The sequence below is a fragment of the Trinickia sp. HAY1-2D genome (assembly GCF_056754935.1).
On the sequence record NZ_JBPGWX010000001.1, the window covers coordinates 67325 to 93403 of the forward strand.

The 26079-nt window shown below is 62.3% G+C and carries 21 protein-coding genes; 11 read left to right on the forward strand and 10 right to left on the reverse strand.

The features are described from left to right. Nucleotides 1-9: 9 nt before the first annotated feature. Nucleotides 10-1227: an acyltransferase family protein gene (locus ACR9ZC_RS00340; RefSeq protein WP_481578656.1), complete on the reverse strand. Its 1218-nt coding sequence runs from the start codon at nt 1225-1227 to the stop codon at nt 10-12. Nucleotides 1228-1495: 268 nt separating this feature from the next. On the opposite strand from ACR9ZC_RS00340, the gene ACR9ZC_RS00345 reads away from it, so the two are divergent. The 6 genes from ACR9ZC_RS00345 to ACR9ZC_RS00370 all read left to right on the forward strand — a co-directional run bounded on the left by ACR9ZC_RS00345 (nt 1496) and on the right by ACR9ZC_RS00370 (nt 8555). Continuing rightward, a complete protein-coding gene (locus tag ACR9ZC_RS00345; RefSeq protein ID WP_331573320.1) occupies nt 1496-1657 on the forward strand; it encodes a hypothetical protein in 162 nt (53 codons plus the stop codon). A 68-nt stretch (nt 1658-1725) separates the two neighbouring features. Then, nucleotides 1726-2607, forward strand: a complete 882-nt coding sequence (gene galU, locus ACR9ZC_RS00350; protein WP_331573318.1) for a UTP--glucose-1-phosphate uridylyltransferase GalU — start codon at nt 1726-1728, stop codon at nt 2605-2607. 395 nt (nt 2608-3002) lie between these two features. Next, nucleotides 3003-3239, forward strand: a complete 237-nt coding sequence (locus tag ACR9ZC_RS00355; RefSeq protein WP_481578657.1) for a hypothetical protein — start codon at nt 3003-3005, stop codon at nt 3237-3239. Nucleotides 3240-3407: 168 nt separating this feature from the next. Then, complete coding sequence (locus ACR9ZC_RS00360) at nt 3408-5528, forward strand: phosphocholine-specific phospholipase C (RefSeq protein ID WP_481578658.1); 2121 nt, start codon at nt 3408-3410, stop codon at nt 5526-5528. Nucleotides 5529-5713: 185 nt separating this feature from the next. Continuing rightward, a complete protein-coding gene (locus tag ACR9ZC_RS00365) occupies nt 5714-7828 on the forward strand; it encodes a phosphocholine-specific phospholipase C (RefSeq protein ID WP_481578659.1) in 2115 nt (704 codons plus the stop codon). 280 nt (nt 7829-8108) lie between these two features. After that, the gene (locus ACR9ZC_RS00370; protein ID WP_331568219.1) at nt 8109-8555 is read left to right on the forward strand and encodes an HU family DNA-binding protein; all 447 of its coding nucleotides are present in this window, start codon (nt 8109-8111) and stop codon (nt 8553-8555) included. Between the two features lie 81 nt (nt 8556-8636). Here the strand turns inward: ACR9ZC_RS00370 and ACR9ZC_RS00375 are convergent, their stop codons facing one another. From ACR9ZC_RS00375 to ACR9ZC_RS00395, 5 genes are all read right to left on the reverse strand, one after another. Further along, nucleotides 8637-10073: a cytochrome-c peroxidase gene (locus ACR9ZC_RS00375; protein ID WP_481578660.1), complete on the reverse strand. Its 1437-nt coding sequence runs from the start codon at nt 10071-10073 to the stop codon at nt 8637-8639. Nucleotides 10074-10187: 114 nt separating this feature from the next. Next, nucleotides 10188-11849, reverse strand: coding sequence for a phospholipase C (locus ACR9ZC_RS00380; RefSeq protein ID WP_481578661.1), 1662 nt, complete (start codon nt 11847-11849; stop codon nt 10188-10190). Between the two features lie 317 nt (nt 11850-12166). Continuing rightward, nucleotides 12167-13330 (reverse strand): porin, encoded by a 1164-nt coding sequence (locus ACR9ZC_RS00385; protein WP_481579672.1) that lies wholly within the window; start codon nt 13328-13330, stop codon nt 12167-12169. A gap of 253 nt (nt 13331-13583) precedes the next feature. After that, nucleotides 13584-14528: a YihY/virulence factor BrkB family protein gene (locus tag ACR9ZC_RS00390; RefSeq protein ID WP_481578662.1), complete on the reverse strand. Its 945-nt coding sequence runs from the start codon at nt 14526-14528 to the stop codon at nt 13584-13586. A 135-nt stretch (nt 14529-14663) separates the two neighbouring features. Beyond that, entirely contained in the window at nt 14664-15584 is a 921-nt protein-coding gene (locus ACR9ZC_RS00395) for a helix-turn-helix domain-containing protein (protein ID WP_481579673.1), read from the reverse strand. Between the two features lie 201 nt (nt 15585-15785). On the opposite strand from ACR9ZC_RS00395, the gene ACR9ZC_RS00400 reads away from it, so the two are divergent. Then, nucleotides 15786-16700, forward strand: a complete 915-nt coding sequence (locus ACR9ZC_RS00400) for an NmrA family NAD(P)-binding protein (RefSeq protein WP_481578663.1) — start codon at nt 15786-15788, stop codon at nt 16698-16700. A gap of 124 nt (nt 16701-16824) precedes the next feature. Here the strand turns inward: ACR9ZC_RS00400 and ACR9ZC_RS00405 are convergent, their stop codons facing one another. From ACR9ZC_RS00405 to ACR9ZC_RS00415, 3 genes are all read right to left on the reverse strand, one after another. Further along, a complete protein-coding gene (locus ACR9ZC_RS00405) occupies nt 16825-18321 on the reverse strand; it encodes a hypothetical protein (protein ID WP_481578664.1) in 1497 nt (498 codons plus the stop codon). Between the two features lie 215 nt (nt 18322-18536). Further along, complete coding sequence (locus ACR9ZC_RS00410) at nt 18537-19826, reverse strand: DUF3422 family protein (RefSeq protein WP_481578665.1); 1290 nt, start codon at nt 19824-19826, stop codon at nt 18537-18539. Nucleotides 19827-19960: 134 nt separating this feature from the next. Further along, the gene (locus tag ACR9ZC_RS00415; protein ID WP_331573720.1) at nt 19961-20107 is read right to left on the reverse strand and encodes a hypothetical protein; all 147 of its coding nucleotides are present in this window, start codon (nt 20105-20107) and stop codon (nt 19961-19963) included. Nucleotides 20108-20425: 318 nt separating this feature from the next. Here ACR9ZC_RS00415 and ACR9ZC_RS00420 point away from each other — a divergent pair, with 318 nt between their 5' ends. Beyond that, a complete protein-coding gene (locus tag ACR9ZC_RS00420; protein ID WP_481578666.1) occupies nt 20426-21970 on the forward strand; it encodes a methyl-accepting chemotaxis protein in 1545 nt (514 codons plus the stop codon). Nucleotides 21971-21999: 29 nt separating this feature from the next. Here ACR9ZC_RS00420 and ACR9ZC_RS00425 read toward each other — a convergent pair whose 3' ends face one another. Beyond that, entirely contained in the window at nt 22000-23463 is a 1464-nt protein-coding gene (locus ACR9ZC_RS00425; RefSeq protein ID WP_481578667.1) for a DHA2 family efflux MFS transporter permease subunit, read from the reverse strand. Nucleotides 23464-23793: 330 nt separating this feature from the next. On the opposite strand from ACR9ZC_RS00425, the gene ACR9ZC_RS00430 reads away from it, so the two are divergent. The 3 genes from ACR9ZC_RS00430 to ACR9ZC_RS00440 all read left to right on the forward strand — a co-directional run bounded on the left by ACR9ZC_RS00430 (nt 23794) and on the right by ACR9ZC_RS00440 (nt 25942). Further along, nucleotides 23794-24363, forward strand: a complete 570-nt coding sequence (locus tag ACR9ZC_RS00430; RefSeq protein WP_481578668.1) for an RNA polymerase sigma factor — start codon at nt 23794-23796, stop codon at nt 24361-24363. Nucleotides 24364-24421: 58 nt separating this feature from the next. Further along, entirely contained in the window at nt 24422-25255 is an 834-nt protein-coding gene (locus tag ACR9ZC_RS00435; RefSeq protein ID WP_481578669.1) for an anti-sigma factor family protein, read from the forward strand. A 339-nt stretch (nt 25256-25594) separates the two neighbouring features. Continuing rightward, nucleotides 25595-25942 (forward strand): DUF4399 domain-containing protein, encoded by a 348-nt coding sequence (locus tag ACR9ZC_RS00440; RefSeq protein ID WP_481579674.1) that lies wholly within the window; start codon nt 25595-25597, stop codon nt 25940-25942. The last annotated feature ends 137 nt before the right edge of the window (nt 25943-26079 follow it).

A 26079-nucleotide genomic window follows, 5' to 3' on the forward strand; every position in this document is an offset into this window, starting at 1 on the left:
CCTGCGGCTTCACGCCGCGGCGGGCTGCTCGACGTTGGGTCGGCGTCGCCGGATGCTCGACGACCAGCGCATCGCCGGACGTTCGACACACAGATAAAACAGGCAAGCCGCGCCGATGGCCACAGGCATGAATGCGAACGTCGGCAAGATCGACAATTGCAAGGCGGAGCGGAAGAAAACGGCCTGCAGGCAGATGAATATCGGCAGATGGATGACGTAGAGCGAATAGCTGAACAGACCACAGCGTGCGAGCGCGCGCATCAGGAAAGAGCCATTGCCGAGGGGAACAGCTTCATTTTCGGCCTTAAGCGTCGTGCGCATGAGGCATGCGAAAGCGATCGCCCATAACTGGAATGCGATGTACTGGCCGATATAAACGCTGTAATTGAAGATTGCGCAGCCGAGTACCGCGAGGGCCGCTGCGGCCAGACGCCAGCAAAGCGTTTGCCGCCGCGTCAGCGTCAACTCTGCCGCGGCGACCCGCCTTTCGGCGAGATAGGCGCCGAGCGTCCACGAGAACCAATAGGAAGTGAAAAAGTAGATCCATACCGGCTCCAGCAGATAGCCGGATATGACGTTGATTGCCGCGATGACAGCCATGACGGCCGGCATGCCGAAGCGACGCCGCGCGGCGAAAAGCAGCGGATAGACCACATAGAACTGCACTTCGATCGCAAGCGTCCATAGGGCGCCGTTCGAACCGTAAGGATGCGCAAGCACGCCTTGCAACGAGAGCAGGCTGATCAGGAAAGCCTTGGGGCCGATGGACAGAATCTTGTGATTGACCGGCGGCAGGCTGAGGCTGATCGAATCGAACGCGAGCGTGAGCAGCAACGCCGCGAAGAGCACGGGGTAAATACGCGCGAACCGCCGGGCCCAGAATATCGGAGCGTCGAGGCGATATGCGGGATCGGCGGCCAGTCGGGCGGCGGGATTGCGATGAATGCAGTAGCCGCTGATGACAAAGAAGATCGAGACGCCGGCCGAACCCCAGGCGATCGGCATCGTGAGATAGCCGAGCAGGACGCTCGGCGCGAGCGAGAAGCCCATCGCCTGATGGAAGTGATGCAGCCCGACCCAGGCGACCTGGCGGCAATGGAAATAGGCGACGAGCAGCGCCGCCATGCCGCGCATGGCATCGATGAAGGTCTCTTTCGCGGCTGCCGCGGGCCGCACCGCGTCGATGCGTTGCGTGGGTGCGGCGGCCGGCGCGGTCGCGGAAACCATCGACGAATCGCTCATACAGTGCCCCGACCGATGCGCTCGGAAATAATGACAGATTGTCTTATCACGGAGATATAAAAAGTTCCGAATCCGCGCCTATCGTAGAACGAAAAAAATCGCCGAAAACCGGTTTTTAACAAACGCTCACAACCACCTGCTATGCCTTGCCCGGCAAGGCCTCGCAAAAAATTTCGCACGGCCGGAGGAGATTATTGTTCGGTTTTTTCGTGTTAACTTGCAGTCACCGACAAATCGCAAATGGAGCCGCATCATGGATTTACATTGGATAGCCGGCGTGGCGGTGCTCTTGATTCTCGTAGCCATTTCCGCATATCGCGAGGCCCTCGAATCCGACGGGACGATGCGGATCGGCGCGTTCAAGCGCGAGCGACCGGTGCCGCGCGAAGCGGACCAGGCGATGGAACGCGTCTGATCCACGGATGTTACGAATTCCTTCATGGAGCCTTCATACACAACGACTTTCCCAAGAGGGGATGAACGATGTTGAAAGTCACCAAAGCGGTATTTCCTGTGGCAGGTCTCGGCACGCGGTTTCTGCCTGCCACGAAGGCCAGTCCCAAGGAGATGCTGCCGATCGTCGATAAGCCGCTTATTCAGTATGCGGTGGAGGAGGCAATCGACGCGGGTATCACGGAGCTGATCTTCGTTACCGGCCGAAGCAAGCGCGCTATCGAGGACCACTTCGATACGTCGTACGAGATCGAGGCGGAGCTCGAGGCACGCGGCAAAGAGAAGTTGCTCGATCTCGTGCGCAACATCAAGCCGAGCCACGTCGATTGCTTCTATGTGCGTCAGCCGGCCGCGCGCGGACTCGGTCATGCCGTCCTGTGTGCCGAAAAGCTCGTGTCCGACAGTCCGTTCGCCGTGATTCTGGCCGACGACCTGCTTCATGGCGAACAGCCTGTCATGAAGCAGATGATCGATGTGTTCAATCACTATCACAGCTCGATCGTCGGGGTCGAGGCGATCGCACGGGAAGACAGCCGGTCTTACGGCGTCGTCGAAGGCCGCGAGTGGGAAGAGGACATCTTCAAGCTGTCAGGCATCGTGGAAAAGCCGTCGCCCGAAGCGGCGCCGTCGAATCTCGGTGTCGTCGGCCGGTACGTCCTGATGCCCAGCATCTTTTCGCATCTGCGGAAAATCGAAACGGGCGCACTCGGCGAGCTGCAACTGACCGACGCGCTGCAGGCGTTGCTCGCCGAAGAGCAGGTGCTGGCCTATCGCTATTACGGCACGCGTTTCGATTGCGGCAGCAAGCTGGGCTATCTGAAAGCGACAGTCGAATTCGCGCTGCGCCATCCCGAGATCGGCGCGCCGTTCGATGCCTATCTGCGCGAACACATCACGCAGATGATTTCCTGACGTCGTTCATCGCCTGAGCCCGCTCGCGGCCAGCGCTTCGCTTCACTCCCCTCCCACCGGTACGCCCTGACGGGCGTACCCTTTACCGCCTCGCGTATTGCCGATAGCACTTCGCATCGATGCGTCATGTGCGTTTCATGCAAGAAGCGGCGGGATTCATCGCATCGAGTCTCTCCTCTAACGCACGCTTGCCACATTGAGACGAATGCGTGTTTCGCGCATAACGTTCTTCATCAAGGCGACACGATTCGTTTTTATCGTGTCCGCCATCCGAGGGCCTGTTCACTACAGATGTGCGCTGTCGAGGTCCCATCGTGGGAGGTTCAATGCCAGAGCGTCGACCCTGCAGAGCATGTGGCCGATGTATTTCGTTCGCGCTTGCACGGGCGGTATGCGTGGGACTCGTCGTAGCGCTGGCCGGCTGCGGCGATGATCACGGCAGCCGCGCGGACGATGCGCTGTCGCGCCACGCCGAACGCGTGCCCACCTTGCCTGGCGCCAATCCGGCGCCCCACACTGTCGAGCCCTCGAAACCGGTTTTCGCGCAACGTTTCGGCGTGGGCGGGAGCGCTGTTGCGCCGCCGCCCGCATCGGGCGCGCTATTGCCCCCAGTCATGCACTCTGCCGACTAGCGGGGGCGTCAACAGACAGGGTTCGTTCGACGCGGGTTGTCCGCAGCCGACGACGGTTCAGTTTCAAGTAGTCCGCATGTGTTCGTGCGTGTTCGCTTTGGCCTTACCCGTCGACGTGTCCCGCTTGCGCGAGACCGTCTCGTTCCACTTCCGCCCTACGAATCGAAAATGACCTCGACAAGCCGCCGTGACTTCCTGCGTGCCGCCGCTCAAGCGGGGGGCGCCGCTGCCGCCATGGGTGCATTGCCCGCCGGTATCCGCAATGCGCTCGCCATCCCCGCCAACGATGCGACGCGCAGCATCGACGACATCGAGCACATCGTCATCCTGATGCAGGAAAACCGCTCGTTCGACCACTACTTCGGCACCCTGCGCGGTGTGCGCGGCTACGGGGACCGCCGCGCGATCACGTTGCCCAACGGCCGGCCCGTCTGGTACCAGCCGGCTGCGGCGGATCTCGGTTACGTCTTGCCGTTTCGGCCGAGCGCGCCGGAGCTCGGCATGCAGTTCCTGCAAGACTTGCCGCACGACTGGACGACGACGCATGCCGCATGGAACGGGGGGCGCTACGATCAGTGGGTACCGGCCAAGAGTACGACGACGATGGCTTATCTCACACGTGAAGATATTCCATTTCACTACCAGCTTGCCGATGCCTTCACGATCTGCGATGCCTATCACTGCTCGGGCATGACGCCGACGGATCCGAACCGCTACTACATGTGGACGGGCTGGGTCGGCAACGACGGCAGCGGTGGCGGTCCCGTGATCGATAACGCAGAAGCCGGCTACGGTTGGTCGACGTTTCCGGAGAAGCTCCAGACGGCCGGCATCTCGTGGAAGATCTATCAGGACATCGGGACGGGCCTCGACGCGAAAGGCTCGTGGGGTTGGACGCAGGACGCCTTCATAGGCAACTACGGCGACAACTCGCTGCTGTATTTCAACCAGTACCGCAATGCTCAGCCGGGCGATCCGCTTTACGACAATGCGCGCACGGGCACCCATGTCGCTGTGAGCGGCGACTACTTCGACGTCCTGAAGCGCGACGTGCAGGGCGGTAAGCTCCCGCAGGTCTCGTGGATCGTTGCTCCCGAGGCGTACTCCGAGCACCCGAATTGGCCTGCGAATTATGGCGCCTGGTATATCGATCAGGTATTGCAGGTTCTGACATCGAACCCGGCGGTATGGAGCAAAACAGCGCTTCTCATCACCTACGACGAAAACGATGGCTTCTTCGATCACGTCGCGCCGCCGTTTGCGCCATGGTCGCCGAGCGTCGGCCGCTCGACAGTGGACACGATCGACGAGTACTACCCGGGCAAGGACGGCAATCCTGCGGGGCCCTACGGTCTGGGGCCGCGGGTACCGATGCTCATTGTTTCGCCGTGGTCGAAGGGCGGCTGGCTCTGCTCGGAGACGTTCGATCACACCTCGATCATTCGCTTCATCGAGCGCCGGTTCGGCAACGGCGGAAGGCGCAATCTGAGCGAACTCAACATCACGCCGTGGCGCCGCGCGATCTGCGGGGACCTCACGCGTGCGTTCGATTTCGCTCATCCGAACGCCGCATTCCCGGCGCTTCCGGCAACGACCGGCTATGTGCCGCCCGACAAAGCACGCCATCCGGACTACGTACCGGTGCCGCCGCTCGTTCAGGCGAAGCCGAATCAGGAACCGGGCGTGCGACCGGCGCGCGCGCTGCCGTACGAGCTGTTCGTCCACTCGCGCGTCGAAGCGGCGCAGCGCGCGCTTCGCCTCGAGTTCATCAATACCGGTTCGGCCGCGGCCGCGTTTCTCGTCTATCGTGCAAAAAGCCTCGACACCCCCCGCTCGTACGCCGTCGAAGCGAAAAAGCGCATTGCCGATACACTGGCGCTGCCCGTCGATGGGCGGTACGACTACACCGTGCATGGTCCGAATGGGCTGATGCGCCGCTTCGCGGGTGCGGGCGTGCCGAGTGCCGCAAGCGGCTGGAACGCGGGCACGGCGATGCCCGAGGTCACCGAGTCGTACGACGTGGCGAACGGAAACATCGAACTGCATTTGAAGAACTTCGGCAGCGCGCCTTGCGTGTTTACCGTCGTCAACGCTTACGATGGGAGCCTCGTCAAACGCAGGGTCGCCGGTGGAGAAAGTGCGGACCTGTATATCGATTTGCGGGCATTCCATGCGTGGTATGACTTGAAAGTCAGCGTCGATACCGATCCGGCGTTTCATCGAGCACTTGCCGGTCACGTCGAAACCGGCCGCGACAGCATGAGCGATCCGGCCTTCTGCGCAGCTTGATCGATGAAGCGGGTTCGCTCTTGGGGCGGACCCGTCCTTCCGTTCAATGCCACCGCTCCCTTCTCTCAATAACGTTTCCCCCGTTCCCTTTCCCGTTCCTCTCCTCTAACACGGCCGCCGCGCATTGCGATGGACCGATCGATGGTCCATAACGTCGCTCATCTCGTAATTGCGGGGTCCAGCTCATGACGTCGATCAGCCGCCGCGTTTTCATGCGGGCAGCCGCGCAAGCGGCAGGTACATTTGCCGCTGCCGGTTTGTTGCCAAGGGGCATTCGCAATGCACTCGCGATTCCCGCCCACGATACGACCCGCAGCATCGAGGACGTCGCGCACGTCGTCGTCCTGATGCAGGAAAACCGCTCGTTCGATCATTACTTCGGTACGCTTCGCGGTGTGCGCGGCTACGGCGACCGCCGCGCCATGACGCTGCCGAGCGGCAACCCGGTCTGGAATCAGCCGGTCGTCGCCGGATACGGTCAGCTTTCGCCCTACCGGCCCGGCGTGGCCAACCTCGGCATGAAGTACATGCAAGGCCTGCTGCACGATTGGGCGACGACTCACTTCGCCTGGAACGGCGGCCGCTACGATCAATGGATGCTGGCGAAAGGGCCGACCACGATGGCCTACCTCACGCGCGAGGACATTCCGTTCCACTACGCGCTCGCCGACGCCTTCACGATTTGCGATGCCTACCATTGCTCGAGCATGGCGCCGACGGACCCGAACCGCTATTACCTATGGACGGGCGGGCTGGGCAACAACTGTACCGGCGGCGGCCCCGTGATCGATAACGCCGAGGCGGGCTACACGTGGTCGACTTTTCCCGAGAAACTGCAAGCCGCGGGTGTTTCGTGGAAGATCTATCAGGACATCGGTATGGGCCTCGACGCAAACGGTTCCTGGGGGTGGACGAAGGACCCGTTCATCGGCACTTACGGCGACAATTCACTGCTCTTTTTCAACCAGTATCGCAACGCGCGGCCAGGCGATGCGCTATACGACAATGCGCGCACCGGTACGAATGCGGCGAGGGGAGACGGTTACTTCGACATCCTGAAGAACGACGTGCTCAACGACAGGTTGCCGCAGGTATCGTGGATCGTTCCACCCGAGGCGTATTCCGAACATCCGAATTGGCCGCCCAACTTTGGCGCCTGGTACATCGATCGGATATTGCAAGCGCTGACGGCAAATCCGGCGGTATGGAGCAAAACGGTGCTGTTCATCGCCTACGACGAAAACGACGGCTTCTTCGATCATGTCGTGCCGCCGTTCGCGCCATGGTCGGATCAGACCGGACGTTCCACCGTCGACACATCGAACGAATACTTTGGCGGTGCGCCGGGCAAAGCGTCCGGTCCCTACGGACTGGGCCCGCGCGTACCGATGCTCGTGGTGTCGCCGTGGTCCAAGGGCGGCTGGGTGTGTTCCGAAACCTTCGACCATACGTCGATCATCCGCTTCATCGAACGCCGGTTCAGCCGCGCCGGCAGCGGTGCGCTGCGGGAGTCGAACATCACGGCATGGCGGCGGGCGATCTGCGGCGATCTGACGAGTGCGTTCGATTTTGCCAATCCGAACACCGCATTTCCAGCGCTGCCCGGTACGGATGAATATGGGACGGTCGATCGCCAACGCCATTTCGGCTATATTCCGCTGCCGCCGCTCACCGCATCGCAACCGGCTCAGGAGGCGGGTGTACGACCCGCGCGAGCGCTGCCCTACGAGCTCTTTGCTCATGGTTACATCACGGCGAGCGAGCGCACGTTACGGATCGAGCTGACGAACCGCGGCCGCGCGGGTGCCGCGTTTCTGCTTTATCGCACGGGTAGCTCGGACACCCCGCGCGCGTATGCCGTGGAGATCGGCAAGCGTCTGTCCGACGACGTCCCGCTCGATGCGGATGGTCATTATCACTACAGCCTGCATGGGCCGAACGGGTTTTTCCGGCGTTTCAAGGGCTCGGCGAAAGCGACACGCGGGTGGGGCGGCGGTGTTGCGCTGCCCGAAGTGACCGAAGCGTATGACGTCGCGAACGGCAGTGTCGGCTTGCGGCTCAGAAACATCGGCAGCGCGGCTTGCGAATTCACGGTGCGCGATGCCTACGGTTCTCCCTCCGTCAAACGGCGCGTCGTGGGCGGAGAGATCGTGGACGTCTACTTCGATTTGCGCGCTTCTCACGGCTGGTACGACCTTGCGGTGTTCGTGGACACCGATTCCTCGTTCGAGCGCGGGTTCGCCGGCCATGTTGAAACCGGCCGCGGCAGCATGAGCGACCCGGCGTTCGGCATCGGTTGAGCACGCAAACGTAGGGTTCGCCCCAGGGCAGGTCCGTCTCTTGCACGCCGAGCGCTTTGCGTCCAAACGATTTCGAGGGGGACGTCCGCCGTTTTTCGTGACTTCCGTTGCGCGAGACACGGGCATACAGTCTGCCGAACGCAACAAATTCGGCGTCTTGGCAGGCCTTCATGCATAAAACAGATGCATGAAGGCGCGCGGCGCTTGTAGAATCCGGCCTTGAAGCGCCGCGCATGTTGTGCGTGCTTCGTGCGTTCAACGACCAACAGGTAGGAGAAACATGTCGACTTCCGCAAACAAGGTTGCGAAAAAGGCTGCCGCCGCACCGGCGAAGAAAGCAGCTGCGAAGAAAGTGCCCGCGAAGAAAGCCGCGGCTAAGAAGGTCGCCGTGAAGGCGTCCGGTGCTGCGTCGCCGATCAAGGACACCTTCACGAAGGCCTCGCTGGCTGCCCACCTTTCGGAGCGCTCGGCTGTCGAGCCGAAATCGGTGAAGGCGGTGCTCTCGGCGCTCGAGGACACGATTCTCGGCTCGGTGCACAAGAAGGGTGCCGGTGAGTTCACGCTGTCCGGCCTGCTGAAGATCGTCGTGCAAGCTGTGCCGGCGAAGAAGAAGCGCTTCGGCAAGGATCCGTTCACCGGCGAAGATCGCTGGTTCCCGGCAAAGCCCGCGTCGGTGCGCATCAAGGCACGTCCGCTGAAGAAACTGAAGGACGCGGCTTCGGCCTAAAAACCGTTACATCGCGCGTTTTTCGCAAAAATCCCTGTGGGCCTCGACGGCTCACAGGGATTTTTTATGCGAAAGCGCGCTTCACCGCTGTCGCTGTGGCTTCGATGGCGGCACCGCGTAGCCGTCCGTCAACGTCTTCAGGAAAGCGATGATGTCGGCAATGTCGGCTTGTGTCATAGCGGGCGTATCGCCAGGCTTGCGATCGAACGGCGCATCGGTCTTGTCGATGTTCGCCCGGTATTTGACGGGCAAGTCGTCGTACTGCTCGACTTTTCCCTTGGCGTCGCGCGGATAGATCTTTGCGGGATCGATGTCGCGCAGGTTATAGAAGGTCAGCACCTCGTCGAGCGAGCGGTAGACCCCGTTGTGGAAAAAGACACTGCGCGTGGCAACGTTGCGCAAGCTCGGCGTGAGGAACATGCCGCAGTACTGGGTCTGATTCGCGAGATCGGTCCGGTGGGGACCGCACAGACCGAGGTCGTGATAGTTCGCGTTGCGGTTGACGGCCAACAGGCGGTTACGGGGCACGCCGAGCGCTTCGTACTCGAAGTCCGTGAACATCGGCGGTTGGCCGTCTTGGGTCGGCGTGGATAGATGGCAACCGGCGCAATTGGCCTTTTTCGGATCGTTGAAGAGGCGCAGGCCACGCATTTCCGCACGGGTGAGACGGACTTTGCCCTCGAGCCAGTAATCGTATTTGCTCGTGTAGGGATGGAACGTCGGATCTTCGACCTGATAGCGTGCCACGGCGAACATCGCCTCGGAAAGCAGCAAACGCGGATCGCTCAATACACTCGCGCCGAAGAGCTTCGCAAACGCATCGCGGTAAGCGCTGTGGGCCAGTTTGTCGGCCGCTTCCTGTTCGCTTGCATTGGCCATTTCGACCGGATTGAGCAGCGGACCGTACGCCTGCTGCTGCAAGGTATCGGCGCGCCCGTCCCAGAAGAGGCCGCCTTGCGGCACGAGCTCCGGGGCAGCGGGCGCGGTGCCGGCGGTTTTTTGCGCACGCGTCGCGCTCGATGCCTGCTGCGCGGCTTGTGCGAGATTGGTGGGCTCGTCGGCATCCGCTTGCGAAGGACCGATGCCGAAATTCGGCTGGCGATACAGATACATGAGCGAGGGCGGGGGACGGTCGCCCTGAAGCGTCATGTCGCTGCCGCCAAACTGCACAGGCAATGCATTGGGCGGGCCGTATGCGCGCGCGGGGCTATGACATGACGCACAAGAGAGCTTGCCCGAAGCCGACAGCGTCGGATCGAAGAAGATCGACTTGCCGAGCATCGCCATAGCGCTCAGCGAAGCGGTTTGCGGGCGCTGCAGACGGACCGGGTGCAGGTTCACACCGGTCAGTTGGGCGACGATCCTTCCGATCGGGGCAGGCGCCGAGCGCGGATACGCTGCTGTCAGCGCCAATGCGCCGGCCGCGAGCAGCGCTGCTGCGGCCGCGAGCACGGTCCATCCTCGGCGGCGCGGCATCGATCGAGCGGGAGGGGGCGCGTGGGTAACATTCGTTTGCATGGCGTCATGGCGCGCAGGACAGTGCGCGAAAGCGCGTTTTCATCGTCACGATCCAAACAAGCCAAGGCCCGCGAGGGCCCTGGCTTGCAAACGTCGCGGTGAGGGGCGGACTACTTACTGCTCGTCGCCTTCATGGCGTCCATGGATAGGCGTGCCCAGCGTCGGATCGAGAATGAGGCGCTGGGGATGCGGTCTATGGAAGTCGAACATATCGGAGATATCGCCGGCCGTCGCGTCGAACGAGCCTCCCCCGATGCGCGAGCCGTCGAGCCAGTTGTCTTCGATGAAACGGACGATCGAAGCCTGCGAAATCTGCGTGTGGCTGACGTAGTTCGGCTTCGTCCACGGCGAAATCACGAGGAACGGAATACGCGTGCCCGGGCCGCAGCGGCCATTCACGGGTCCGCCGTTCACCCCGAGCGGCTGCTGACCCGTGCCGCACATTCCCGAGCCGTTGAGCTGATCGGCGACCGGATCGAACGATGCGCTCGTCGGTTTCACATAAGCATGGTCATACCAGCCGTCCGAGTCGTCCCACGTCACGATCACCGCCGTACGGTCCCACTCGGGCTGCTGCTGCAGGAAATTGACGACCTTCGCCGTGAACGCCTGCTCGTCGAGCGGATCCGAGTATCCCGCGTGACCGTCCTGATAGGCGGGCGCCTTCAGGAAACTCACTGCGGGGAAGTTACCGGCCTTGACCGCCGAGAAAAAGTCATCGATATCGTACTGGTGGTTGGCCGGGTCCCTGGTCCTGCCGTCGTCCGCCAGCGTGAAGCCGACCGATTGCAGCGAGCTCGGACGCGAGTGTTGCGGGTTCGACGTGGACGCGTAGTACTGGAACCAGTTGTGGTGCGGGATGTAGTCGGCCGTCGAAGCGTTGACCACGTTCGACAGCGAGCTGCGAGCGCAGCCCGTCGTGCCATTCGCGTTCATTGCCGACAAGTCGAAGCCGCCCATGAAGCCGCCCCACGGGATCGCCTTCGCATTGAGCAGATCGCCGATATTCCTGCCCGACATCATGGCCTGATCGGTCGCGCTTGAGCAGAGGTCATAGGCCGGATCGACGTCGTTGATCATCGTCAAGCCGCCTTGCGTATCGTTCACGTAGTACGAGTTTCTCGACGATTTGACGATCTGCATGCCGTTCGTCTGGCCCGCGATCGCTTCGAGCGCGCCAGGCGTCGACGGACCGTAAGTGTCCGTATAGGCGTTGTCGCTCATCGCGAAGCGCTGGGCATAGTTCCACATGGCCGCGACCGTATTGCCGTCGTAGTAGCCCATGACTTGACCCTTGGTGCCGAAGGCGCCCGCGCCGCCGCTCGAACCCTTACCCGTGTACTTCGGAAAGAGATCGGCAGCACCGTTGTCGTAGGCCTGCTCTTCGGCCGTGTAGGCGTGATTCTGGTCAGCCGTTGCCGCTTGCGTGCGGTCGAGGCGGAACGGATTCGCGGCACCGGTGCCGTTGGCCGTGTTCGTAGAGTTCGGATTGCTCGTCAGCAGTGCGCCGCTCAGACCGTTGACCTTCGGCGTGCCGGGCGCGGGCACGAATACCGGCTCGCCGGCGGGGTTCGTCGCATGCGGGTAGGTCGCGAAGTAGTGGTCGAACGAGACGTTCTCGTTGTAGATGACCACGAGGTGTTTGATCGGCGTAGCGGTCGGGAACGTATCGGCGAACCGGTGCCAATGGCGTGCCTGAGAGTTGTCGCCGTACGCGGCAAACGCGGTCAGCGACACCGCGGCGAGTAGGGCAGGAAAGTACGTGCGGCGAAACATGGGGGCGTGCTCCTGATCGTGGGGGAACGGGCGCATTGGAGCACGCGCAAATTAAGGGACCGAGGCACCGAGCTTTCAGAAGTCGATCGACGAGCTTTCTGTTTGCTTCGTGTTTGCTGGCGATGCCCCCTGCTCTGCGTTGGGCAGGAGTAATCGCTAAAGCGGTAACTCCTGCCTTGCTCTGCATTGGGCAGGAGTAACCGCTAAAGCGATAACTCCTGCCGTAAAAAACAAAAAACCGGCCGGGAACGATCCCGGCCGGTTCATATTGCATCGGAGTCCTGACGATCGCTCGCCGCGACCCCGTTCGACTTCGATCAGAACTTGTGGCGCAGACCCACTGCCACGAGTTCCTGGCTGCTCGTACCGGCGTAGCCGTACGAACCCACCGACGCTTGCGCGTTGACAACCGCCGTGCCCGTCGCGTCACGCGTCTGGCCGCTGGCATGTTGATATGCGCCAACGAGGTAGACGTCCGTGCGCTTCGAGAGCGAGTAGTCGGCACCCAGCGAAACCTGGTGGTACTTGGCCGACGTATCGCCGCTCGACTTCGTGTAGCTATAGCCGAGGCCCAGCAGCATCGCCGGCGTCAACTGGTAGTTCACGAAGCCTTGCCCCGTGTTGTACTTCTCGGTCGAACCGAACGTCGACAAGCCGTCCGACTTGTATTGCGCATTGCTGTAGCCAGCGCCGACCGTGAACGCACCCACCGTGTACTGCGCGGCAACGCGAGCGATATTGATCGACTTCGCCGTCTGGTAACCCAGGTTGATCGGGCCGTTGAACGTGCCGTCCGACGTGCCGTTCCAGCCGCCGCCCGATGCCGTCGGCGTGCGCACGCCGTTCGTGTTGTCAGCCTTGAAGTAGCCTGCCGCAACGCCGAGCGGGCCGTTGTTGTAAGCCGCAGCCACCGACCACGTTTGACCCGAGCCCGTCTTGCCGGCGACACCGCCCAGCGAGTACATGCCCTCGACCTGGAAGCCGGCGTAGTTCGGCGACAGGTACTTGATCGAGTTGTTCGTACGCGAGCTGTTGTCGTAGTTGTCGACGTCGCCTGCCGTTGCGAACACGCTGCCGAAGTAATTGTCAGCCGTGATGCCTTGCACCAGGTCGACGAGCGGATCGTATTGGCGGCCCAGCGTGACCGTACCGAATTGCTTGCTTTCGAGGCCTACGAATGCCTGGCGGCCGAACATGCGGCTACCTTGACCCAGTTGACCCGTGGTGGAGTTGAAGCCGTTTTCCAATTGGAAAATCGTTGCGAGTCCGCCGCCCAGATCTTCCTGGCCCTTCAGGCCCCAGCGGCTGCCGGACAGATTGCCGGTGCCCATGTTCCAGCCGTTGTCGCTACCCGACTGGTGATGTACATACGTGATGGACGTGTCGATCACGCCATACAGCGTCACGCTGCTCTGAGCTTGAGCAGCACCCGCGGCGCCGAGCAATGCGAGCGAGAGCGTCGACAATGCGATTTTTTTCATCATTTCTCCACGCGAATGATTATCGAAGACTGTTGCGAAGCGGAGAATATCGCAATGTCCTTACAAAGGTGACCGGAAAAAAAGAAAGTGTCTCCAAAAGGAAACACCCGTGACACGTGGCCGCGGTAAGCCACCAGGGCGTGCATCGTTGCGTAATGCGAAATTGTCTATTCCTAAATCGGGAATAGTTCACGTTGTGATATTTAATTAATCGAACGCGCGTAATTGTCTGGCTAAAGCGACAGTTAATTCATCAGCGTAGCGTTTTACCGGCTGCCGGCCGGACGGGGCCCGTACGCTGCCGTTCCTTTCGGAGCTGGTCTCTTGCGGCACGCCTCGTGCGATCGCGGGACGCGGCGAACTCCGCGCCGAACAGCAGGACGAGGGCCGAAAAGTAAAGCCACATGAGCAGTGCCGCGAGCGAGCCTGCCGCGCCGAACGCATTGGCCATTCCGGCATGCGCGAGATAGAGCGCGAACAGCTTTTTGCCGCCAGAAAACAGCAACGCGGAGACGACGCCGCCTATCAAGGCATCGCGCCACTCGACACGAGCGTCGGGCAGGAATTTGAGCAGCGCTGCGAACGACAGCGCGAGTACCACGAGCCCGAACGTCAACTGCAGGATGTCGCCGACTGCCGCATACGAGGTACCGCCCCAGAGCCATTCGCCGACGAACGTGATGATGGTATCGAGCACGAGCGAAACGATCGCGAGAAACGCCACGCCGAGCACGAGTCCGAATGAAATGAGCCGCACCTTGACGAGCGAGACGACGCTGGAAAAACGGCTCGTCGCACCGATCGGCCATACGACGGCGAGGGCGCTGTTCAGAGAAGCGAAGGTCGCCGACGCGCCGAGTGCGAGCGCGACGAACGACACGAATGCGGCGAAGCCTCCGCTGTCTTTGTGCGTACGCGCATTGGCGACGATCATCTGCACCGCGGCGGCCGCCTCGTCGCCGATCAACTGATGAACGTCCGAGAAGATTTCTCCGCGGATGGCGTCGGCGCCGAAAAACCAGCCTGCGACGGCGATTACCATGACGAGTAGCGGCGCCAGCGAAAAGGCCGAAAAAAAGGCGATGCCGGCTGCCATCGTCGTGCATCGGTGTTCGCCGAAATGCACGACCGCATCGACGACGCAGGCGACTTCCCGCCGCGCGGCATCGTACATTCTGCGAAGTGAAAGCGCGGTCATGGCGTGCCCCGACAGAAAACCGAGCGATTGCTCCACATCCCGCAGGGGACGTGCCAGCCCGGGGTGTGGCGGCGCAGGAATTCCGCCTGTGCCGGTTGCCGCGCCGACGGCATTGCGTGCGTTCCGATATGGCACTCAGCCGTATCGCGCGCGGCGCTCGATCAGCGCCGACGGCTCGCCATCGTGGCTTTGCTTGGCGGCGTGCATCATGTGCCGCGGCGTGGTGCCGAGCAAACGGCTCATCCAATGCGCCATATGGCTTTGATGCGCGAAACCGGTTTCCAAGGCAATCTGCGTGGCGCTCAGTTTGCCTTGCAAGATCAACTCGCGGGCGCGCTCGACGCGGCGTTGAACGACGTAACGATGCACCGGCATCGCAAACGTCTCACGAAAGAGGACTTTGAAGTGCGGCACGCTGAGTTCGACCAATGCGGCGAGATCCGACAGCGTCAAACGCTGGTCCAGATGGCTCTCGATGAACTCTGCAACGAGTCTGGCCGCGCGCGGCCCGAGCGTTTGCTTGCGCTCGCCAAGCGCGGGCGCGCCTGCAGCCAGGCGCACCGTCATCGCGGTGCACAGGCTCTCCGCGAAGAGCGGATCGGAGGGCAGATCGGATTCGAGCTCGGCACGCAGCGCCCACGCGAGATGCTGCAAGCGCGGATCGCGTAATTGGAATTGCGGGCGGATGCGCGCTTGCGAAGCTGTGAGGCCAAGCTGATCGAAAGTGGTCCGTGCGAAGCGATCCGTCACCCAGACGCGCAAGATCGTACTGTCGGACTCGTCGATCCACTCGCCGTCGAGCCCGGCGGGAACGACATCGGCGTCGCCGTGCGCCTGGATGCGGGCGCATCGGCTCCCGTCGCAGCGGCATCGGGCCTTGACTGGCGCACCGACGTGAAAGGCGATGCGGTGGGCCGTACTTGCCGGAACCTGGTAGGCCCCGGCGGGGAACGCCAACAATTCGGCGCCGAAGCCAGTCCATCCCAGGCCGGTGCTCGAGCGCAGCACGTAGCGCGCAAGGGGCGGGGGGAGTTGATCGCGTGTCGTTGCGTTCATGGCATCGAGGGGCTGGGCGTCGGTTCGAATGGTCGACATTGTGCGACGTTTTCACCGGGTCCGCTGCGGCGTGCCCAACGTGGGGCGCGCAGCTGGGTGCCCATCGTCGCCATCCATATCTGCGAATTGCGATCCGTGCATGCGCGCGAAACCTTCGATGCCGCGATAGGATCGTCGTCATCCTAGTGGACGGAGCAAATCGTGTTCGTCATTTTCGGTGCATCGGGAAATGTGGGGCGCGCGACGGTAACGGCGCTCGTCGAGGCGGGAAAGCCCGTGCGCGCGGTGGTACACGACCGCGCGCAGGGCAACGCGTTTGCACGCATGGGCTGCGACGTGGTCGTGTGCGAATTGGCCGATAGCGCCGCGGTACAGCGTGCGCTCGAAGGTGCGTATGCGGTGCAGATGCTTTGCCCGGTGCCACGCGGCGACAGGGAACCGGCCGATACGATGCGTCGAGCGATCGATGCGGTCGAGACGGCGCTGCGTGCGCGGCCACCTTCCGTTGTGCTTGCGCTGTCGGACTATGGCGCGGAAAAGCCGCGCGGAACCGGGATCACGGTCCTCTTTCACGAACTGGAGCAGCGGTGGCGCGGTATTGGGGCGCGCTCGATCATGCTGCGTTCGGCCGAGCATATGCATAACTGGGCGCGCGTGATGCCGCTTGCGTTGCAAACAGCGGTGCTACCGAGCTTTCACCATCCGCTGAGCAAGCAATTTCCGACGGTGGCGGCATCCGATGTCGGGCGCGTCGCGGCCCAACTGCTGCTCGACGAATCCGAGCAGGCATTGCGGGTGGTGAGTGTGGAATGCGAGCACCGCGTCAATGCGTTCGAGGTCGCGCAAACACTTGGCCAGGCGAGCGGCCGGCACATCGATGCCGTCGCGGTGCCGCGCGAAGCTTGGGAGCAGACGCTCGCCCGTGCGGGACTGAGCGCCGCGCATGTGGCGTTGATCGTCGAGCTTTACGACGCGCATAACGCCGGCATGATCGACGTCGAAGCCGGCGCGGGCGAACGCCGTTTCGGTTCGACGTCGCTGCGCGAGGTGTTCGACGAGATCGTGCCGCGCGTGATGGCGATGCGCAACGCCTCGGTAGGCGGCGAGCAGTTGTGAGGACGATCGAAGCAATCGTGTCGCTCGCCTGGGAATGGGCCCTGCGGCTGGCGTCGATACCGGAAATGCTGGCGGGGATTCCAAACAGTAATGAGGATTTTTCGTTGCATTAGTCTGGCCGGCGTCAGACCGGCCGCTTGCCTTCCTCGAGATATTCAACGATCAGTTGCCGAAGAGCGGCGATGCGTTCGTAAGGCGTGGCCGCGCTGGCGCCGAACGCGCGTCCGTACGCTGGCCCGTGGCCCCGAGCTTGCAGCCATGCTCCGGGAAGCCAGCGCCGTATCGTGTCCGCCAGCATATGTGTCGCCTGTTGCGCAATCGCTGAAGGTGCGGGAGGCTGGCCAGTCGATTCGTCCTGGCGCGTTCCGATGCTGCCGAAGAAGGCCTCGTAGAAACGCTCGACGGTGTACCGCTCGCCATTTGGAAACTGGAGACGGTCGGACATCGGCGAGGCGTAGGCCATGTCGTTCGTCTGCACACCGCCCCATCGCTCCCTATGTCCAGCCGCTGCAATTGCACGGTAGTCGAGGGCAATATCGCTCAGGTCCTTCACGAGGACGTCGACAACCCGCCCGTAAGCGTCAATCACGACATCGATATTCTGCTCGTGCAATTGCGGATGGGCATGCGTGTCGGTGAGCGTGTTCATCAGGATAGCCGCGAGCTTCGGCGCCAACTCGCGAACGAGCCACGATCCTTGAAGTTCGTCGATCGAAGTAGCTCCCCGCGCGCCGGTACCGAAAATCGTTCGTCCTCGCTCGCTATCGGCAAATGCCGGGTCCGTCAGCACATGAACGGGGGCGACGAAGTCGCCATCCTTGAATCCACGACTGGCCACAGGCATTTCGCGCCAAAGCGCGGTGATCGGTGCAGCCCCATCGTCGAATGTCAGCGCAATGCCGGCCGGCTCACGGATATAGTAGGGGTTGCCTTGCAGTGCCGCCGAAAATTGGACTGCGACTTCGACGTCCCGCGGCAACAATCGCTTGTGGGGCGCGTTGAAGGAGAAACGTGGGTTGTCCGGTATCGAAAATTTGAACTGCTGCCAGCCCGAGCCTGTTTTGATCAGTACCGTTCTATACGAACTGCGCATGAAAGCGGGCTCTCTCTGCTCCAGGGTCGGCTGGCCGAAATGTTCGCTCATGCGCTCGAAATTGGTCCGGTCGCCATAGTGCAAGCGGATGCGAACCTTCCCGTCGGGTGCTTCGAATGGCGAGCCCCTCACGTCGCCGAATACCGTCAGACTGCCCCCCTTTTGGGCAATCGTTCGCTCGTCGAGATCCCAAAACGGCGAGACACCGCGTACCGTCGACGGCATGAACTGCGACGCCAGCCGTTCATTGGGGCGGCTGCCGTTGAACTGGCCTTCGTGAAAGACCAGGCCAATTGCGTACTTGTCGTAAGGGGTCTCGATGAGCGGGTCCGATAGCGTTACCCGCGCTCGCTTATGTAGGTATACGGGGGAGTCGTTCGCCGGTCTGGCATTCAGCGGCTGCAGCGCAGGCGGCAGGCTTCGCGTTGCGGGCGTCGGCTCGGGCGGATTCGAAGAGGTGTGTCCGCCCGCGATTGGCTGCTCGCCGTCGGGACGATTCTCGCAGCGGTCCTTTCCAATCCGTGTCATGTTCGAGGCGCCCTCCAATGCAAGTCGACCCCGTCGCTTACGCTCGATGGTGCTCGGTATCCGCGTCCAAGGCTCGACCTTATGCGAATTGGTTTGCGGGAAAACGCAATTCCGGACCGGCCGCCGTGCACTGGATGTAATCGTGTGAACAATGCATCGGGCGATGGATTTCGCGGCGCCAGCCGGATTCTGTCGCGGCTGGCAGGTGCGGCGTCCTAACTAATCTGTCGGTGCGAGTCTGCGCGGCCCAAACGACGGATGCGGCGGGTGAACAACAGCACCCCCGCCACGACCGGAACGATGAGCAAGCCTTCCAGCACCTCGGGGTCCAGCGGCAGTTGTGCCGCGTGGAGCGCGCGTAGCGCCGCGCCCGAAAGATTGAGGACGTAGTACGAGATGGCCGCCACGGAGAGGCCCTCCACCGCATGTTGCAGATGCAGTTGCGTGCGTGCGGTGCGATTCATGCCTTCGAGCAGCGCAGTCGTATGTTCCTCCTGTGCCAGATTGACGCGCGTACGCAGCAGATCGACGGCCCGCGCAACGCGCGTGGCGGACTGTTGATGCCTCGACCATACGGAACTGCACGTTTGCATGGCGGGCAATAACCGGCGCTGCATGAATTCCGCGATCGTAGGGAACCCTTCGATCCGCGCTTCCCGCAGTTCGGCAATGCGTGCGAGCACGAGCTTCTCGTAGGCCGCGGACGCGCTGAAGCGCGTCTCCAGGCCAGCGTGCGCCTCGATCTGGCCGGCCAGGCGGGTGAGCTCCCTGAGCAGATAGGCGTCGTCGTGCTCGGGGCCGGTCTGCTCCATGCGCCGCATGAGCATCGATAGCGATCCGTCGAGTTTGCCGAGAAACTGGCTGTGGCGGCGGGCGTCCGGTAACGCGAGCAACGCCATCATCCGATAGGTCTCGATTTCGAAAAGCCGCTGGATCAGGCGGCCGGCCTGCGCCTCGCGGAAGCCGAGATCGAGTACCAGGAAGCGAGAGAAGTGATCGTCGTGGACGAGCCAGTCGCAGTAGACTTCACCGCCCGAAAGAACCTTGGTACCCACGAGTACGGGCCCAGGCAGTAACGCCCGGACTTCACGGCGTGCCGCATCGGCTTCGGCGTTGCAGAGCAATTCGGCGTGGACGGCGACAAAGACGCTTTTTTCGAGCAGTGCGAGCCATGAGCGCGGAATATCCGCCATCGCTGCGCCATCGAAAAGACGATCCTGTGCGGCCGTGCGCACGAAGGTGAAGGTGGAAAACTCGGTGTGCTTTTCCCACTTGACTTGCCAGTCGCCTTTTCCCGCCGCGTAATGATTGTGCTGGGCAGAAGGCGCCGGAAGTTCCATCGCGGCGGCCAACGCCGCCAGCAAGCGGCCGTGGATGTCTTCGTCGTGCTCGGAATAGATGGCGAGATGGCTCAGTGACGCCGGGCCGGTAATCCGCAGGAAGGGGCGTGCGTGAAGTTCCTTGGAAAGCGGATCTCTAAGCGGATGATTGAGCGAGGCGAACATCGTGAGGAATCGGTAGCCGGGTGCGCCAGTGTACCGTTTCCTCGTGGCCGTTTCGAACGGCGGCGACTGCCGCCAGCCTGCACATCCGCGCGCAATCCTGCGCTCAACGGCGTCCGGCGGGCATCGGCGGAAGACTACCGGCGTCGGTACGGATGGGCCTCGACCGTCACCTTGCTGCGCTCGAGCCTCGTTGCGACACGCGGGCTCGCGCCGCGGATGAACAGGATCGCGCAGGTTGCGACCATGAACCAGATGGAGAGAATTGTCGCGAAAGCGCTCATGTCGGCCTCCCAGAGTGTCGAAGATCGCGACCGGGTATCGGGCTTGTCAGCCATCCGGTCTGTCGATGATTGGCAGTCTGCGCGCGCAACGCGGGCTTCGATTCGATAAAAAGAGGCCGAATTCAGGGCTAATCCGAGCCATGGGAGGCGATGGCTCGAATCTGGAGACTGAAGGGGCTGGGAAAACGCGGGGCATCGAGGGGTTCAGAAAGTTTTACGGCTGCCGTTGATCAGACAGCGTCGCCCGCGTTCGTTCCCTGTAATTGGGCTGCGAGATGGCGCCTCCCCTTGGCCGAGCTCCGAAGAAGGAATTACCCTATGCTGCCCCGTTTCCGTGATCTGCGCATTGGCGCTCGTCTGGCCATCGCCTTTTTCATCGCCGCTTTGCTGACAGCGGTGCTTGGTGTCGTGGCGTATGGACGGTTGTCCGCCATCAGTGGGGAATGGCAGGAGTACGAATCGGTCACAGTCGCGAAACTCCGCTTGCTCGAGCACGCGAAAGACATGTTCGGCGAGGCGGTGCACAGCTACAAGGATTACGTCCTTCGCGGCGGTGCGTATCGCGCGAAGTTCCTCGCGAGCCTGGACGAGATCGATAACTCGGCGCGAACGTCATTGCGCTTGGGTTCATTTGGGCCTGCCGAGTCGGCGGGTGTCGACACGCTGATTGCGGCAACGGCCGCTTACCGTGCGACGCTCGTGGCCCTCGATCCGCTGATCGCGTCAGGTGCTTCGATCGAATCGCGCGACCGTAACGTCGCGGGAGCGGACAAGCCCATCGGCCGTGCCCTCGATGCTTTGATCGCCATCGGGACCGCACGCACGCATGAAAAGGGGGCTTCGATCACAGAAGCCGCCTTGTTCGCGCAACGCACGATCATCGGGGTGACCATCGCGGCCTTGGTGTTGGCCATCCTGTTGGCGTTTTTCATCGCCCGGGGCATTACCGTTCCGATCGGCGCAGCCGTATCGGCCGCCGAGGCGGTAGCGCGTGGCGATCTCACGCAAGCGATCGTCACCGATCGCGCCGACGAGACAGGCAGGCTCCTAAGCGCGCTCGGCGATATGACCGGGTCGCTTCTCCGAGTCGTGGGTCAGGTACGTCGCGGCGCCGATGGCTTGGCGACGGCGACCAGCCAGATCGCCGCGGGCAATCAGGATCTCTCGTCGCGCACGGAGGAGCAGGCGAGCTCGCTCGAGCAGACCGCCTCCAGCATGGAGGAACTCGCCGCGGTGATTCGGCGCAATGCGGACAATGCCCAACAAGGCACCGCAATGGCCGGCAATGCGGCCGAGGTTGCGCTCAAAGGCAGCGCCGTGGTGGGCAACGTCGTGAATACCATGGGCGAGATCAGCGAGCGCTCGGGCAAGATCGCGGACATCACCGGGATCATCGAAGGGATCGCGTTTCAGACGAACATTCTCGCGTTGAATGCGGCAGTGGAGGCTGCGCGCGCCGGGGATCAAGGGCGCGGTTTCGCTGTCGTGGCGTCAGAGGTGCGCAATCTGGCCCAGCGTTCGGCTGGCGCCGCCAAGGAAATCAAGGAGCTCATCGCCACGTCCGTCGCGAAAGTCGACGATGGTGCACGACTGGCATCGGAAGCTGGCGAGACGATGGATGAGGTCACGCGAGCGATCACGGCGGTGCGCGACATCATGAATGAAATTGCAGCGGCATCGGCAGAGCAAAGCCGTGGCATCGAGCAGGTCAATATAGCGGTGGCCCAGATGGATCAGACGACGCAGCAAAACGCGGCGCTCGTCGAAGAGGCCGCGGCTGCCTCGACTTCGCTACACGAGCAGGGGCGCCAACTGAGCGAGGTCGTGGCATTCTTTCAAATCCCGTCGACTCGACTACTGTAGACACCTTCAAGATCTCGAGCGCCGCGGCGCTACCGGCTCGCGCTGGAAACAGATTGGGCGGTCTCGTCCGGATGACCTGCCGCTTCAGGAGGCCGCGTCCGCACGAACGCGCCGGCCAACACCGCGGCGATCGTGGCGGCAATCGCGCCGAGCAAGAACGCGAGATGGTAACCGCCGTTGAGCGCGCGGTTGAGGTCCGCACCCGCGGCGGCAAGCCGATCGCTGCGCGCAGCCGCCAGGCTGGCGAGAATCGCCAACCCCAGCGCGCCCCCCATCATGAACGACGTGTTGACCACGCCGGAGGCTAGACCCGACTCGTCGGGCGCCACATCGCTCATGGCGGCCAGCAGAACCGGGTTGAACGCCACACCGGCGCCGAGGCCCAGCAGGATCATGCCCGGCAGCACGTGTAACGCAAAGCTGCCGTCCACGGGTGCGCGCGCAAACGACGCAAGGCCGAGCGCCGCGACGAGAAGACCGATGCACAACGGGGCGCGAATACCGAAGCGCATGACGAGCTTCGCCGATAGCCCGAGGGAAAAGACGGCCATGATGATATTGGCCGGCAGGAACGCCAGGCCGACTTTCATGGCGCTGTAGCCGAGCACCCGCTGGAGATAGAGCGCCGAGATGAAGAACCATGCGAACATCGCCGCGGCCCAGAGCACGCCTACCACGTTGGCGGTCGCCACATTGCGCAACGCGAACATCCGAAGCGGCATGAGCGGATGTGACACGCGCGATTCGACGATCAGAAAAACGACCATCAAGCCGATGGCGAGGCCGAGCTGTGCAAGAGTCGGTACGGACGTCCAGCCCGCTTCGTTGCCATGCACGATCGCATAGACCGCGAACATCAACGAGGTCGTGACGGCGAGCGCGCCCGCCACATCGAGTTTGCCGCGCTCAGCCAACGGCTTGGCGGCCGGCAGCAGCGCCAGGCATGCCACATAGACGCCGACACCGATCGGGACGTTGACCAGAAATATCCAGTGCCAGCTGAGCGTGCTCGTCAGCAGACCGCCAAGCAGCACGCCGATACTGCCGCCGCTCGCGCAGACGAAGCCATAGACGCCCATCGCTTTCGCGCGATCGCCCGGCGAGGTGAACAGATTCATGATCAGCGACAGCGAGACGGCGGAGACCACCGCTCCGGCCACACCTTGCACCGCGCGCGCAGCGACCAGCAGGCCTTGCGAATAAGCGAGCCCGCATCCGGTGGACGCCAGCGTAAAAAGCGCGATGCCTAGCAGGAACAGCCTCCGGTGTCCGAACAGATCGCCGAGGCGGCCGCCCAACAGTAGAAAACCGCCGAACGTGAGCATGTACGCATTGACCACCCATACGAGCGACGTTTCGGTGAACCCGAGATCCGCGCGGATGGACGGCAAGGCGACGTTCACGATGGTCGTATCGAGTACGATCATCAGCACGCCGAAACAGAGCAGGATCAGCGCGAGCCAACGCCTGCGTTCGTCGATGCCATGTTCCATGAGCCACTCCTCTCGTATTCGCGATTGCTTTTGGGGTGATGTCCATATCTTTGATTCGGCGGCGACAATAGTGGGGACCGTCGCCGCCGCGCCATTCGACGCGAGCAATGATAAATGCTCGGCGCATTCTTCAGCGCCGAGCTGAGCGGGCGCCAATCCGTCACTACGGCTTTTAGTAGATATCGGCAATGTTTGAATGGGAAGGGTGTGCGTGCTTCGCTTTTCCGTAGTTCCACTTCTGGTTTGCGTAGATCATGGGGCCGCTAACGTGACACACTTCGGATGCAGCGCGACTTCAACGAGGTGCTTCAGGTAAAACGGTGCGAATCGATGAATCAGGTGGACGATCTAGCAGAAATTTTACCGAGCCTGTTGCCGCGATTGTGGCGGTTCGGACTGCGGCTTGCCCGCAACAAGGAAGACGCCGAAGATCTCGTCCAGCGGGCTTGCGTGCGCGCGCTCGAGCGGCGACACCAATTGCAGCCGGGCACGTCGGCGCTGAGCTGGACGTTTTCGATCATGCATTCCGTCTGGTTGAACGAGGTGCGAGCGCGCCAGATTCGCAGCCGCGCCAGTCTCGAATGGAGCGAGGAGTTGGTCGATACCATTGCGACCCCGGCCGGTTCCAATCCCGAGCTGAAAGTGCTGCATTGGGAAATCATGAAAGCGGTGGATGAATTGCCGGATGCACAGCGCGTGGTGATGTTGCTTGTTGCGAGCGAAGGACTAAGCTACCAGGAAGCGGCGGACACACTTGGCATTCCGATAGGGACCGTCATGAGCCGGCTCGCCCGCGCCCGGCTTACGATCGGGCAGCGTTTCCACAACGACGGCCGCCGGGCGGTTCGCGCTCCCGCCAACCGGCAAGCCGGCAATATGCGCGATCCGAGGGTGGTATGACGTTTGCGGAAATCGAATGCGCGGGGTTGGCGCAAACGATGACAGGAGAACCTCAATCATGAGCGTCGACGAGATCGTGCTGATGGAGTATGTCGACGGCACGGCCAGTCCCGAAGTGCGGGCCGAGGTCGAGGCCGCGCTCGAACAGTCGCCGGATCTGGCCGAGCAACTCGTCATCATGCGCGCTTCCGCTTTGCCGTTTCAGGCTGCGTTCGAACATCAAGTGCTGCCCGACGTCCCGGCGCAGCTTCGCTCGAACGTCGAGCGGCTTGCCTCGAATGCCCCGGGTGGCCGCCAACGCATGATGCTGCCCTGGCTCGCCGTCGCGTTCGTTGCCGGTGCATTCAGCGCGGGTATCGTGTTCAGATACCTTCCGCCGGTCACGACTGGCTCGCTGCTGGCCGCCGCCGATACGAGGGACTCGCAAGTTTCGCCATGGGTCAAAGCTGTCGTCGATTATCAGGTGCTTTACTCGCGCAAGACGCTCGCCGATCTCGTTACGGACCGCAATGCCACCGCGCGGACGGTGGATCAGATCCGCCGCGTCGACGGTATGCCGACGCTCAGCATTCCCGATCTGCGTGCGGCCGGTCTCACGTTCAAACGCGTACAGCGATTGAACTATGCCGGCCAACCGCTGGTGCAGATCGTTTATCTGCCCGAGCGGGGCGATCCCGTCGCGCTGTGCGCGATTGCCGAAACAGGACCCGACGAGCCGGCGCATGCGGAGCAGGTGGGCGGCATGGACGCCATCACCTGGCGGCGCGATCGTCTCGCGTATGTCCTCGTTGCGAAAAACGACAGCATCGATCTCGCGCGGCTCGGCACGCAGATCGCACAGGGTCGTACTCCGGAGTTGGCGCCTCAGCTCTACGGGAGTGCCGGCGTGTAAGCGCCCGGCGATGGCGATCGGTGAGCGGGCGTGAGTTCTGGCGATAGGTCCGTTGTCGTGTCGATCCCGACCGGAAACCTTTCTGCACTTCCTGTACAAAGACCCATAGCGGCGCGCATAGCGCGCGGTCGCCCATGCGCGCTTTCGTAGTCGCGGAATAAAGTCGGTGCCGGCTGTGTTTTGCAAGTACGCAGCAACGTTATGCGTTCGGTTTGCAGCGGCGAACGTGCGCGCCGATTTACGGAGTTTTCATCCTTCCAGGAGCTAGTCCCCATGATTCGACGATTCGCAAAGCTTCTTCTCAATTTGGCGATATGCGCGAGCGTGTCCACCGGCTCGATGAGCGTGCAGGCGGCCGCGGGCGTCAGTTTTGTCGAGCCTGCCGATGGCGCGACAGTGAGCAATCCCGTGCGCGTCAAATTCGCCGTCAGCGGAATGCGCGTCGCGCCCGCGGGCGAAGTGATCGAAGGGGCGGGGCATCACCATGTCCTCATCGACGGCAAGCCGCTTGCGAAAGGAGACGTGATACCTGCGAACGATCACGCCATTCATTATGGTAAAGGCCAAACCGAAGCCGAACTGACGCTGCCGCCGGGCGACCATACGCTCACGTTGCAGTTCGCCGATGGCGCACATCGATCATACGGACCGGAATGGAGCCAGACGATCAAGGTCCATGTGAAGTAAAACCGCACCCTCGGACGCCGACGAGATGGGTATCCAACCCGGCGCCCGGCCGGCTCATCGGGAAATCCCTCGTTATTGGAATAGTCCAATTTTTCTGGATCTTTTTGCAAGTCGGCTGCGTGCCTTCCCTCTACAAT

Excerpts from the sequence above, each read along its gene's own strand:
- ACR9ZC_RS00405 (WP_481578664.1), bottom strand. The coding sequence starts at position 18,321 with ATGACACGGATTGGAAAGGACCGCTGCGAGAATCGTCCCGACGGCGAG.
- galU (WP_331573318.1), top strand. The coding sequence starts at position 1,726 with ATGTTGAAAGTCACCAAAGCGGTATTTCCTGTGGCAGGTCTCGGCACG.
- ACR9ZC_RS00420 (WP_481578666.1), top strand. The coding sequence starts at position 20,426 with ATGCTGCCCCGTTTCCGTGATCTGCGCATTGGCGCTCGTCTGGCCATC.
- ACR9ZC_RS00395 (WP_481579673.1), bottom strand. The coding sequence starts at position 15,584 with ATGAACGCAACGACACGCGATCAACTCCCCCCGCCCCTTGCGCGCTAC.
- ACR9ZC_RS00435 (WP_481578669.1), top strand. The coding sequence starts at position 24,422 with ATGAGCGTCGACGAGATCGTGCTGATGGAGTATGTCGACGGCACGGCC.
- ACR9ZC_RS00385 (WP_481579672.1), bottom strand. The coding sequence starts at position 13,330 with ATGAAAAAAATCGCATTGTCGACGCTCTCGCTCGCATTGCTCGGCGCC.
- ACR9ZC_RS00440 (WP_481579674.1), top strand. The coding sequence starts at position 25,595 with ATGAGCGTGCAGGCGGCCGCGGGCGTCAGTTTTGTCGAGCCTGCCGAT.
- ACR9ZC_RS00375 (WP_481578660.1), bottom strand. The coding sequence starts at position 10,073 with ATGCAAACGAATGTTACCCACGCGCCCCCTCCCGCTCGATCGATGCCG.
- ACR9ZC_RS00390 (WP_481578662.1), bottom strand. The coding sequence starts at position 14,528 with ATGACCGCGCTTTCACTTCGCAGAATGTACGATGCCGCGCGGCGGGAA.
- ACR9ZC_RS00410 (WP_481578665.1), bottom strand. The coding sequence starts at position 19,826 with ATGTTCGCCTCGCTCAATCATCCGCTTAGAGATCCGCTTTCCAAGGAA.
- ACR9ZC_RS00365 (WP_481578659.1), top strand. The coding sequence starts at position 5,714 with ATGACGTCGATCAGCCGCCGCGTTTTCATGCGGGCAGCCGCGCAAGCG.
- ACR9ZC_RS00430 (WP_481578668.1), top strand. The coding sequence starts at position 23,794 with ATGAATCAGGTGGACGATCTAGCAGAAATTTTACCGAGCCTGTTGCCG.
- ACR9ZC_RS00340 (WP_481578656.1), bottom strand. The coding sequence starts at position 1,227 with ATGGTTTCCGCGACCGCGCCGGCCGCCGCACCCACGCAACGCATCGAC.
- ACR9ZC_RS00370 (WP_331568219.1), top strand. The coding sequence starts at position 8,109 with ATGTCGACTTCCGCAAACAAGGTTGCGAAAAAGGCTGCCGCCGCACCG.
- ACR9ZC_RS00380 (WP_481578661.1), bottom strand. The coding sequence starts at position 11,849 with ATGTTTCGCCGCACGTACTTTCCTGCCCTACTCGCCGCGGTGTCGCTG.
- ACR9ZC_RS00360 (WP_481578658.1), top strand. The coding sequence starts at position 3,408 with ATGACCTCGACAAGCCGCCGTGACTTCCTGCGTGCCGCCGCTCAAGCG.
- ACR9ZC_RS00345 (WP_331573320.1), top strand. The coding sequence starts at position 1,496 with ATGGATTTACATTGGATAGCCGGCGTGGCGGTGCTCTTGATTCTCGTA.
- ACR9ZC_RS00415 (WP_331573720.1), bottom strand. The coding sequence starts at position 20,107 with ATGAGCGCTTTCGCGACAATTCTCTCCATCTGGTTCATGGTCGCAACC.
- ACR9ZC_RS00425 (WP_481578667.1), bottom strand. The coding sequence starts at position 23,463 with ATGGAACATGGCATCGACGAACGCAGGCGTTGGCTCGCGCTGATCCTG.